The following is an 11,375-nucleotide window of genomic DNA, read 5'->3' on the forward strand; positions in this document are numbered from 1 at the left end:
CAAGGAGTCACGATGAGTCTCGACGTGGTGATACTGGCGGCCGGGCAGGGGACCCGGATGCGTTCGACCCTGCCCAAGGTGCTGCATCGCCTGGCCGGCCGGCCCCTGGTGCGGCACGTGATCGACACCGCCGCCGGTCTCGAGGCCGATCGGACCCACGTGGTGGTGGGCCACGGCGCCGATCGCGTGCGCGAGGCGCTGGCCGACTGCCCGGTGCGGTTCGCCCGCCAGACCGAGCAGAAGGGCACCGGCCACGCCGTGGCCCAGACGCTCGATCATCTCGGCGAGGGCAAGGTGCTGGTGCTCTACGGCGACGTGCCGCTGACCCGGCGCGAGACCCTGCGCGACCTGCTGGCACGGGTCGACGAGCAGCACATGGCCCTGCTCACCGTGACCCTCGATGACCCCAGCGGCTATGGCCGCATCCTGCGCAACGAGGCCGGCGAGGCGGTGGCCATCGTCGAGCACAAGGACGCCTCCGAGAGCGAGCGCGCGGTGCGCGAGTGCAACACCGGCATCATGGCCATGACCGCCGCCCAGCTGCGCCGCTGGCTGCCGCAGCTGTCCGCCGACAACGCCCAGGGCGAGTACTACCTGACCGATGTCATCGCCATGGCCGCCGCCGAGGGCGTGAGGATCGCCACCGCCCAGCCGGCCCGGGCGCTGGAGGTCGAGGGCGTCAACAATCGTCTGCAGATGGCGCAGCTGGAGCGTGCCCACCAGCGCGACATCGCCGAGTCGCTGATGACCGCCGGCGTGGCCCTGGCCGATCCCTCGCGCCTCGATGTGCGCGGCACCCTGACCTGCGGCCACGACGTCGAGATCGATGTGGGCTGCGTGTTCGAGGGCCACGTCGAGCTGGGCGAGGGCGTGCGCATCGGCCCCTACTGCGTGATCCGCGATAGCCACGTGGGCGCCGAGAGCGAGATCGAATCCCACAGCGTGCTCGAGGGCGCCGTGGTGGCCGGCCACAACCGCATCGGGCCCTTCGCCCGGCTGCGACCCGGCTCGCGCCTGGCGGTGGGGGCCAAGGTCGGCAACTTCGTCGAGACCAAGAACGCCGAGGTGGGCGAGGGCAGCAAGATCAACCACCTCAGCTATGTGGGCGATGCCCGGCTCGGGCGCGACGTCAACGTCGGCGCCGGCACCATCACCTGCAACTACGACGGCGCCAACAAGCACCGCACCGAGATCGACGACGGGGCCTTCATCGGCTCCAATACCGCCCTGGTGGCGCCGATGCGCGTCGGCAAGGGGGCCACCGTGGGCGCCGGCTCCACGCTGAGCCGCGACGTGGCGGACGATACCCTGGCGGTGAGCCGCGGACGCCTGATCAGCAAGGACGACTGGCAGCGGCCGGTCAAGAAAGACGACCTCTAAGGAGCGAACCATGTGTGGCATCGTCGGCGCTGTCGCCCAGCGCAACGTACAGGGCATCCTGCTGGAAGGGCTCAAGCGGCTCGAATATCGCGGCTACGACTCCGCCGGCATGGCCGTGCCGGGGCGTGACGGCCGGCTCGAGCGTCGTCGTGCCTTGGGCAAGGTCGCGGCCCTGGAGGAGGCGCTGGTCGCCGCGCCCCTGGCCGGCCACAGCGGCATCGCCCACACCCGCTGGGCCACCCACGGCCGGCCCAGCGAGGAAAACGCCCATCCCCACCAGTCCGGTGAGCGCCTGGCGCTGGTGCATAACGGCATCATCGAGAATCACGAGGCGCTGAAGGCCGAGCTCGAGGCCGAGGGCTATGCCTTCAGCTCCGAGACCGATACCGAGGCGATGGCCCACCTGATCGCCCGCGAGGCGCAGGGCGGCGACCTGCTGGCCGCCGTGCAGCGGGTGCTGGCGCGCCTCGACGGGGCCTATGCGCTGGGCGTGGTCCACGTCGACGAGCCGGGCGTGGTGATCGGCGCCCGCCAGGGCAGCCCGCTGGTGGTCGGCGTCGGCATCGAGGAGGCCTTCCTGGCCTCCGATCCGCTGGCGCTGCTGCAGGTCACCGACCGCTTCATCTATCTGGAAGAGGGCGATGTGGTGCGCCTCTCCGGTGCCGGCAGGATCGAGATCTTCGATGCCGGCGGTGACGCCGTGGAGCGCCCGGTGCAGACCTTCGAGCACGGCGACGGCGCGGCCAGCAAGGGCGGTTATCGCCACTTCATGCTCAAGGAGATCCACGAGCAGCCGGCGGTGATTGCCGCGGCCCTGGAGGGCCGGCTCGGCGATCGCAGCGTGCTGGTGGAGAGCTTCGGCCCCGAGGCCGAGGCGCTGTTCGGTGAGGTCCGCCAGATCCACCTGGTGGCCTGCGGCACCAGCTATCACGCCGGCATGGTGGCGCGCTACTGGCTGGAGCGCTATGCCGGCGTGCCGGTGCAGGTCGAGGTGGCCTCCGAATTCCGCTATCGTCGCGTGGTGGTGCCCGAGGGCACGCTGTTCGTGACGCTGTCCCAGTCCGGTGAGACCGCCGACACCCTGGCCGCGCTGCGCTTCGCCAAGCGGCTCGGCTATCTGGGCAGCCTGGCGATCTGCAACGTGCCGGGCAGCTCGCTGGTGCGCGAGTCGGACCTGACGCTGATGACCCAGGCCGGTCCCGAGATCGGCGTGGCCTCGACCAAGGCCTTCACCACCCAGCTCACCGCGCTGATGCTGCTGACCCTGGCGCTGGGCCGGGTGCGCGGCCAGGACGCCGACGAGCAGGCGACGCTGGTCGAGGCGCTGCGTCAGCTGCCGGCCCGGGTCGGCGAGGTGCTGGCGCTGGATCCGGCCGTCGAGGCGCTGTCCGCGGCCTTCGCCGAGAAGCATCACGCCCTGTTCCTGGGGCGCGGGCCCGAGTTCCCGGTGGCGCTGGAGGGCGCGCTGAAGCTCAAGGAGATCTCCTACATCCATGCCGAGGCCTATCCCGCCGGCGAGCTCAAGCACGGGCCGCTGGCGCTGGTCGACGCCGAGATGCCGGTGATCGCGGTGGCCCCCAACGACGCCCTGCTCGACAAGCTCAAGTCCAACCTCCAGGAGGTCCGGGCCCGCGGCGGCGAGCTGTTCGTGTTTGCCGACGAGGGCGTGGCACTGGAGGACGGCGAGGGTATCCGGGTGCTGCGTCTGCCCAAGGTGGAGGAGGCCCTGGCGCCGATCCTCTATACCGTGCCGCTGCAGCTGCTCTCCTATCATGTCGCCGTGCTCAAGGGCACCGACGTCGACCAGCCGCGTAACCTGGCCAAGTCCGTCACCGTGGAATGAGGGACGAGGCCGACATGGCCGCCAGTGAGCCGCCGCGACTGCACCTGGGCCTGCCGATGTGGGCCAACCCCGACTGGCGCGGCGGGCTCTATCCGCCCCACGGCGGCAGCGACGATCTGCTGGGCGACTATGCCCGGGTGTTCTCCTCGGTGGAGGGCAACACCACCTTCTACAGCGGCGCGCCCCGCGCCGAGACGGTGGCGGCCTGGACGCGCCAGGCGCCGGCCGGCTTCCGCTTCTGCTTCAAGCTCCCGTCGTCGCTGACCCACGAGCGGCGCCTGGTGGACGTCGAGGCGGGCTTCGATGACTTCCTCGCGGCCCTGGCGCCGCTGCATGATCGCCTGGGGCCGATGATGGTTCAGCTGCCGCGGGACTTCGGCGCCGAGGAGCTGCCCCGCCTCGAGGCCCTGCTGGACCGCTGGCCGAGCTGGCTGCCCTGCGCGGTCGAGGTGCGCCACAGCGAGTTTTTCCACAAGGGGGCGGCCGAGACGGCCCTCAACAGGTTGTTGATAAGTCACGGCGCCAACCGGGTCATGCTCGACGTGCGGCCGCTGTTCTCCACCGCCGCCGGCGATCATCCGGGCATGCAGAAGGCTCAGCACGAGAAGCCGAAACGGCCGTTACATGTGATTTCCACAGGGGAATTTCCCGTGGTGCGCTTCATCGGCAATGTTGACGAGTCGATCAATATCGACTACTTCACGCCCTGGATCGAACGCCTTGTCCTGTGGATAAAACAGGGGAAAACCCCTTTCCTGTTTGTGCATACCGCCGATAACCGCCGCGCCCCGCAGCTGGCGCGTCGGCTCTATTCGTCGGTGGCGGCACGGGCCGGACTGCCGCCGACGGCGGACTTTCCGGGCGAGCGCCAGGCCGCGCTGTTCTGAGCCGCGGGGCGGCTCGTTTCGAACGCCAGGGCGCGCGCTGCGTGGTTTTGCCGCCATGGGTGGCCTCCGGGCAGACGATCGGATATGTTACCCCTCGCTCGTCACTTGCCATCGAATATCGTCGACCCTCACGCCTAACCCCTGTGGGGTGTCGCGATACCTCCTTGCGGTTTCCACCCTTCACCCCACCGGTGGAAACGTAGCCCTGGTAGTGATCCTGCTTGGCATGCGTTTTATGCCCTTGAATGCGCCGTACCGAGATCCGGCACGGCGTGGACGTGGCGACAACAATCAGAACGTCATCGCATCCGATCGATCGATGGCGACACGACCCTTCAAGGTGAATTATGTCCCTCAAGCAACAGCAACACGCGCACTGGTCGTCCCGGCTGGGCTTCATCCTCGCGGCCACCGGCTCGGCGGTCGGCCTGGGTAATATCTGGAAGTTCCCCTACATGGTGGGCGAGAGCGGCGGCGCGGCCTTCGTGCTGGTCTACCTGCTGTGCATCGCGCTGATCGGCCTGCCGATCCTGGTCACCGAGTGGATGATCGGCCGCCGCGGCCAGAACAATCCCGCCAACGCCATGGCCGACCTGGCCGAGGCCTCCGGCCGCACCCGGGCCTGGATGATCGTCGGCATCAGCGGCATCCTCGGCGCCTTCCTGATCCTGTCCTTCTACAGCGTGATCGGCGGCTGGTCGCTGTACTACACCCTGAACTCCGTCACCGGCGCCTTCAGCGGCCAGGATGCCGATGGCATCGGCGCGCTGTTCAATGCCATGCTGGGTAGCCCGGGCCTGCTGCTGGCCGGCCACTCGGTGTTCATGCTGCTGGTCATCGGCATCGTCGCCCGCGGCGTGACCAAGGGCATCGAGAGTGCCGCCCGCATCCTGATGCCGGCGCTGGGCGTGCTGATGGTGGTGCTGGTCGGCTATGGCATGACCACCGGCCACTTCGGTGAGGCCGTCTCCTACCTGTTCAATCCGGACTGGAGCAAGCTCTCCGGCGAGACCGTGCTGGCGGCCCTGGGCCATGCCTTCTTCACCCTGTCGCTGGGCATGGGCATCATGATGGCCTACGGCTCCTACCTGGGCGAAGAGGTCGACCTGCTCAAGACCGCGCGCACCGTGGTGATCATGGACACCGTGATCGCGCTGGGCGCCGGCCTGGCGATCTTCCCGCTGGTGTTCGCCAACGACCTCGACGTGGCCTCTGGCCCGGGGCTGATCTTCGTCACCCTGCCGCTGGCGTTCGGCCAGATGGGCGGCGGCATCGTGGTCGGCCTGCTGTTCTTCCTGCTGCTGACCTTCGCCGCCCTGACCTCGGCCATCTCGCTGCTCGAGCCGGTGGTGGAATTCGTCGAGGAGCGCACGCCGCTGCCGCGCGTGGGTTCCGCCCTGGTGGCCGGGGTGGCGGCCTGGGCGCTGGGCATCGCCGCGCTGCTGTCGTTCAACCTGTGGAGCGACCCGGTGCTGTTCGGCCTGAACGTCTTCGACCTGCTCGACCGGGTGACCAGCAAGTTCATGCTGCCGCTCACCGGCCTGGGCGCCATCGTCTTCACCGCTTGGTATCTCGACAAGGAGAGCGTGCGGCGCGAACTCGGCATGGACATCTACGACTTCAGCCTGTGGAGCCTGATCACGCGCTTCATCGCGCCGATCGGCGTGGCGGTGGTGTTCTTCACCAGCCTCTGAGGTCGAAGCCGTGGCGATACCGGGGCCGACCCCGACGCGAGAGCCCCGCCCCGTGCGGGGCTCTCCGCGTTCGGGTGCCTGAGGTGGCGGGAGTCGGGATCAGTGCATCTCGTCGGCGTCGTCCTCGGGCAGGTCGGCGATGTCCTGGCTGAGACGCTTGAACTCCTCGTGGAGCTCGATGCCGCGGCGGGCGCGCAGGTTGCGCTGGGCGGCGGTACGGGAGCGTTCTTCGTGCTCGACGACTTCCATGCTCATGAAGATGTCGAGGAGTTCGCTCTTGACGGAGGATAAGCGTTCGACATTACGCATGATCGACTCTCCTGTCTGCAGTGGGGGTGTCGGCATCGGCGTGGGGCGCTGCGCGACACTGCAATTCTTACTATACCCCTCTTGACAGAATGATGAAGATCGGAGTGTCAACGATCCTTTCGGCGCCTTGCTGCCCATGGGGGCGTCGGTTGGGGCATACTGTGGGCATTGCCCTCGAATCCGCCGACCCAGGAGTGCCGCGTGAGCCTTGGCCTGTTCGATGAAATGAGACGCCGCATGACGCACTTCCGCCGCTCCGAGCAGAAGGTGGCGAGGTTCGTGCTGCGCAATCCCGATGAGGTGATCCACATGCGGATCGTCGACCTGGCCACCGAGGCCAAGGTCAGCGAGCCCACCGTGGTGCGCTTCTGCCGCGCCCTGGGCTGCAACGGTTTCCAGGACTTCAAGCTCAAGCTGGCCCAGATGCTGGCCACCGGCAGCCAGTTCGCCCAGTTCTCGATGAACGACAGCGACTCGGTGGCGGAATTCTCCCAGAGCATCTTCGACTCCACGGTAGGTACCCTGCTGTCGGTGCGCGACCGGCTGGACAACGATGCGCTGAGCCAGGCGATCAATGCCCTGGGCATGGCCAATCGGGTCGAGTTCTACGGCTTCGGTGCCTCCGGCGCGGTGGCCTTCGATGCCCAGCACAAGTTCTTCCGTCTGCAGATCTCCACCGCCGCCTACACCGACCCGCACATGCAGAACATGTCGGCGGTGACCCTCAAGGAGGGCGATGTGGTGGTGGCGATCTCCCAGACCGGGCGCACCCGGGCGCTGGTGGCCAGCGTGCGCCTGGCCCGCGAGGCCGGCGCCACGGTGATCGGCCTGTGCCCCAGCGGCTCGCCGCTGGCCGAGGAGGTGACCCTGCCGCTGTACATCGACGTCCACGAGGACACCGAGATCTACACCCCGATGAGCTCGCGGATCGCCCATCTGGTGATGATCGACGTGCTGGCGGTCGGCGTGGCCAAGTCCCGCGGGCCCAGGCTCGCCGAGCAGCTCAAGTCGGTGAAGAAGAGCCTCAACTCGCTGCGCTATCCGGAGCCCGACGAGTCCTGAACCGGCCGTGACCGGCGCGATATGGTAAGCTGTCGGGCCATTTTCCGAGCAGCGATGCCTTCCCGCTATGGACGACGTCACGGCGATTCTCGACCACATGAACCCGGCCCAGCGCGAGGCCGTCAGCGCGCCCCAGGGCAACATGCTGGTGCTGGCCGGCGCCGGCTCCGGCAAGACCCGGGTGCTGGTGCATCGCATCGCCTGGCTGATGCAGGCCGAGGGGCTCTCGCCCTACGCCGTGCTGGCGGTGACCTTCACCAACAAGGCGGCCCGCGAGATGCGCACCCGCCTGGAGGCGCTGCTCGGCATCTCGCTGCGCCACGTCTGGGTCGGCACCTTCCACTCCATCGCTCACCGCCTGCTGCGCACCCACTGGCAGGACGCGCGGCTGCCCCAGCACTTCCAGATCATCGACGGCGACGACCAGCTGCGCCTGATCAAGCGGCTGCTCAAGGACAACAACGTCGATGACGAGCGCTTCCCGCCGCGCCAGGTGCAGTCGTTCATCTCCGGCTGCAAGGAGGAGGGCCTGCGCCCGCACCAGGTGGACGCCCACGGCGACGCCTACATGACCCAGATGGTCGAGCTCTATGAGCGCTACCAGCTGACCTGCGAGCGCGGCGGCCTGGTCGACTTCGGCGAGCTGTTGCTCAGGAGCCTCGAGCTGTTGCGCGACAATCCCGCCCTGCTGGCCCACTACCAGGAGCGCTTCGCCCACGTGCTGGTCGACGAGTTCCAGGACACCAACACCCTGCAGTACGCCTGGCTGAAGCTGCTCACCGGCATGACCACGCCGATGACCGTGGTCGGCGACGACGACCAGTCGATCTACGGCTGGCGCGGCGCGCGGATCGAGAACATCCGCCGCTTCGAGGACGAGTTCCCCGCCACCAAGACGGTGCGCCTGGAGCAGAACTACCGTTCCACCAGCGCCATCCTCGACGCCGCCAATGCCCTGATCCGCCACAACTCGGAGCGCATGGGCAAGGAGCTGTGGACCGCCGGCGACCGCGGCGAGCCGATCTCGCTGTACGGCGGCTTCAACGACCTGGACGAGGCGCGCTTCATCGTCGACACCATCCGCGAGAAGGTCGAGGAGGGCATGACGCGCCGCGAGATCGCCATCCTCTATCGCTCCAACGCCCAGTCGCGGGTGATCGAGGAGACGCTGATCCGCCAGGGGGTGCCCTACCGCATCTACGGCGGCCAGCGCTTCTACGAGCGCCTGGAGATCAAGAACGCCCTGGCCTACCTGCGGCTGCTGCTCAATCGCGACGACGATGCCTCGCTGGAGCGGGTGATCAACGTGCCGGCACGCGGCATCGGCACCCGCACCGTCGAGGTGCTGCGCGAGCGCGCTCGCCACGTCGGCATCTCGCTGTGGCAGGCGCTGCACGACGCCCAGCTCGACGGCTCGCTCAAGGGCCGCGCGGTATCCTCGGTGAAGGCCTTCGCCGACCTGATCGAGCGGCTCGACGACGAGACCTCCGGCATGGCGCTCCACGAGATCATCGATCACGTCAACGAGCGCACCGGGCTGGTCGAGCACCACCGCAACGAGAAGGGCGAGAAGGGCCAGGCCCGGGTCGAGAACCTCGAGGAGCTGGTCACCGCCGCCAAGGCCTTCAGCCAGGGCGAGACCCTGGATACCGTGGAGGCCGGCGAGGGCATGGCCGCGCTGGAGGCGTTCCTCGCCGAGGCCGCGCTCAACGCCGGCGAGCACGAGGCCGACGAGTTCGAGGACTGCGTGCAGCTGATGACCCTGCACTCGGCCAAGGGCCTGGAGTTCCCGGTGGTGTTCGTGGCCGGCGTCGAGGAGGGCCTGTTCCCGCACAAGATGTCGATGGAGGAGCCCGGCCGCCTCGAGGAGGAGCGCCGGCTGTGCTACGTGGGCCTGACCCGGGCGATGCAGAAGCTCTACCTGACCCACGCCGAGCTGCGCCGGCTGCACGGCAAGGAGACCTTCCAGCGGCCGTCGCGCTTCCTGCGCGAGCTGCCCGAGGACTGCCTCGAGGAGGTGCGGCTGCGTGGCCAGGTCTCGCGGCCGGTCACCGCCTCGCGCCCCGGCCCGCGCCAGGAGAGCGTCGACGGCGGCGCCGAGCTGCCCTCGCTGGCGCTGGGCCAGCGGGTCAGCCACCCGATCTTCGGCGAGGGCGTGATCCTCAACGCCGAGGGCGAGGGCGAGCGCGCCCGGGTGCAGGTCAGCTTCGAGGGCGAGGGCGACAAGTGGCTGGTGCTGGGCTTCGCCAAGTTGACGCCTCTCTAGCGAGCACACACCAAGAAACCAGGTCCTCGATGTGGTGAGGGTCGCCGGATCGGCCCCCAACTGTCCTGGGCAGTCGTTCGCTTGCTGATAAATGCCGCTTTCGCGATACTGCCCGGCGGACACCGGTATGCCGCTCGGCATGCGATACGAAAAGAACCGCAAGGAGCCGCCCTCCCCATGGAGCGTCGCAACTTTCTCAAGACCAGCCTCAAGACCCTGGGGGCCGGCACCGCCGGTGCCGTCGCCGCCCCCTTCGTCAACACCGCCAGCGCCCAGGAGACCATCACCTGGAACATGGTGACCTCCTGGCCCAAGAACTTCCCGGCCCTGGGCACCGGCGCCAACGACCTCGCCGAGCGCATCGAACGCATGTCCGGCGGCCGCATGCGGGTCCGGGTCCACGGCGCCGGTGAACTGGTACCGGCCCTGGAGGTGTTCGACGCGGTCTCGGCCGGCACCGCCGAGATGGGCCACTCCGCCTCCTACTACTGGCGCGGCAAGGTCGCCGCGGCCCAGTTCTTCACCGCCGTGCCCTTCGGCATGACCACCACCGAGACCAACGCCTGGCTGTACCACGGCGGCGGTCAGGCGCTGTGGGACGAGCTCTACGCCGAGCACAACCTCAAGCCCTTCGCGGTGGGCAACACCGGCACCCAGATGGGCGGCTGGTTCAAGAAGGAAATCCACTCGCTGGACGACATGCAGGGCCTCAAGCTGCGTCTGCCGGGCCTAGCCGGCGAGGCCATGAACGGCATCGGCGTGACCACCCTGACGATCCCGGGCAGCGAGATCTTCACCTCCATGGAGACCGGCGTGCTGGACGCCGCCGACTGGGTCGGCCCCTACAACGATCTGGCCTTCGGCCTGCATCAGGTGGCCGACTACTACTACACCTCGGCCTGGAACGAGCCCAGCGCGATCCTCGAGGGCACCGTCAACCTGGAGGCGTGGAACGCGCTGCCGGACGACCTCAAGGTGGTGGTCACCGAGGCCGCCCGCGCCTCCAACCTGGCGATGATCAGCGAGTTCGCCTTCCGCAACGCCGAGGCGCTGCGCAGTCTGGTCGACGAGCACGGCATCCAGCTGCGTCAGTTCCCCGACGACGTCATGGCGGCGCTGCACGAGTCGTCGCAGCGGGTCCTCCAGCAGCAGGTCGAGAACGACGAGGCCTCGAAGCGGATCTTCGAGGCCTATCGCGACTTCCAGCAGCGGGTCAGCGCCTTCACCGATATCGGCGAGCTGGCCTACCTGAAGTCACGGGAGACGCTCGTCGGCTGAAGGGAGATCGGGGCGGCTCAGCCGCCCTGACGCACCGCGCGGATGCGGCCGTTGTCGTCCAGCGCCACCGTCACGAAGCGGGCCTCGGTGACCTTGTGCAGTTCGTCGGGGTCGCGCTCGTGGGGCGAGCGGCTCCACACCTCGACGTCGATCTTGATCGAGCTGTGGCCGATCTCGCGGACGTCGGTGAAGATGTTGACCATCGAGCCGACCCGTACCGGGCACAGGAAGTCCATGGCCTCGACGGCCACGGTGGCGGTTCGCCCCCCGGCCTCGCGGCCGGCGGCGAGCTCGGCGGCCTGGTCCATGTGGCCGATCAGCCAGCCGGCGGGAATGTCGCCGTGGAAGTTGGTGTCCTGGCGGCGGGCGACCAGCTTGAGGGTCAGATGGCCGCGCGGGGTCGGGATGTCATCGAGTTCGCTCATGGCACGGGTTCGCCTGGCTTGTTGTTCCTGGATTCATAGAATAAACGCAGCACTTTGGCCCACGAGGTAGAGGCGGGAGGGGCAGCGCCGGTACCCTTCTCGGCTCACCTACCAAAGTGAAGCAGAGCATGGGATACCGACAGCTGACCCAGACCCAACGATACCAGATCTATGCCCGTCATGACGTGGGCATGAGCCGACGTCAGATTGCCAGAGAGCTTGGCATCCACA

Annotated in this window: 10 protein-coding genes; 8 read left to right on the forward strand and 2 right to left on the reverse strand. The window is 68.3% G+C overall.

Annotation, left to right across the window (positions count from 1 at the left end; all coding sequences use genetic code 11):
* Window positions 1–12 precede the first annotated feature (12 nt).
* The 4 genes from glmU (at window position 13) to UYS_RS0204100 (ending at window position 5,804) form a co-directional block, all read left to right on the forward strand.
* Complete coding sequence (gene glmU, locus UYS_RS0204085; RefSeq protein WP_016854224.1) at window positions 13–1,380, forward strand: bifunctional UDP-N-acetylglucosamine diphosphorylase/glucosamine-1-phosphate N-acetyltransferase GlmU; 1,368 nt, start codon at window positions 13–15, stop codon at window positions 1,378–1,380.
* A 10-nt stretch (window positions 1,381–1,390) separates the two neighbouring features.
* Window positions 1,391–3,223 (forward strand): glutamine--fructose-6-phosphate transaminase (isomerizing), encoded by a 1,833-nt coding sequence (glmS, locus tag UYS_RS0204090; RefSeq protein WP_016854225.1) that lies wholly within the window; start codon window positions 1,391–1,393, stop codon window positions 3,221–3,223.
* A gap of 14 nt (window positions 3,224–3,237) precedes the next feature.
* A complete protein-coding gene (locus tag UYS_RS0204095) occupies window positions 3,238–4,110 on the forward strand; it encodes a DUF72 domain-containing protein (RefSeq protein WP_016854226.1) in 873 nt (290 codons plus the stop codon).
* Between the two features lie 347 nt (window positions 4,111–4,457).
* Window positions 4,458–5,804, forward strand: a complete 1,347-nt coding sequence (locus UYS_RS0204100; RefSeq protein WP_016854227.1) for a sodium-dependent transporter — start codon at window positions 4,458–4,460, stop codon at window positions 5,802–5,804.
* Between the two features lie 99 nt (window positions 5,805–5,903).
* On the opposite strand, the gene UYS_RS0204105 is transcribed toward UYS_RS0204100, so the two are convergent.
* The gene (locus UYS_RS0204105) at window positions 5,904–6,113 is read right to left on the reverse strand and encodes a PA3496 family putative envelope integrity protein (RefSeq protein ID WP_016854228.1); all 210 of its coding nucleotides are present in this window, start codon (window positions 6,111–6,113) and stop codon (window positions 5,904–5,906) included.
* Window positions 6,114–6,314: 201 nt separating this feature from the next.
* On the opposite strand from UYS_RS0204105, the gene hexR reads away from it, so the two are divergent.
* From hexR to UYS_RS0204120, 3 genes are all read left to right on the forward strand, one after another.
* On the forward strand, window positions 6,315–7,175 hold the full coding sequence (gene hexR / locus UYS_RS0204110; protein ID WP_026068333.1) for a transcriptional regulator HexR: 861 nt from the start codon (window positions 6,315–6,317) through the stop codon (window positions 7,173–7,175).
* A gap of 67 nt (window positions 7,176–7,242) precedes the next feature.
* Entirely contained in the window at window positions 7,243–9,441 is a 2,199-nt protein-coding gene (gene uvrD, locus UYS_RS0204115; RefSeq protein WP_016854230.1) for a DNA helicase II, read from the forward strand.
* A gap of 177 nt (window positions 9,442–9,618) precedes the next feature.
* Window positions 9,619–10,719, forward strand: a complete 1,101-nt coding sequence (locus tag UYS_RS0204120) for a TRAP transporter substrate-binding protein (protein WP_016854231.1) — start codon at window positions 9,619–9,621, stop codon at window positions 10,717–10,719.
* 17 nt (window positions 10,720–10,736) lie between these two features.
* Here UYS_RS0204120 and UYS_RS0204125 read toward each other — a convergent pair whose 3' ends face one another.
* Window positions 10,737–11,144, reverse strand: coding sequence for an acyl-CoA thioesterase (locus tag UYS_RS0204125; RefSeq protein ID WP_016854232.1), 408 nt, complete (start codon window positions 11,142–11,144; stop codon window positions 10,737–10,739).
* Window positions 11,145–11,272: 128 nt separating this feature from the next.
* Here UYS_RS0204125 and UYS_RS17890 point away from each other — a divergent pair.
* On the forward strand, window positions 11,273–11,375 hold a 103-nt coding region (locus UYS_RS17890; RefSeq protein WP_156821532.1), incomplete at its 3' end, for a helix-turn-helix domain-containing protein.

The sequence above is a fragment of the Halomonas smyrnensis AAD6 genome, from assembly GCF_000265245.1.
Taxonomy (GTDB): Bacteria; Pseudomonadota; Gammaproteobacteria; order Pseudomonadales; family Halomonadaceae; genus Halomonas; species Halomonas smyrnensis.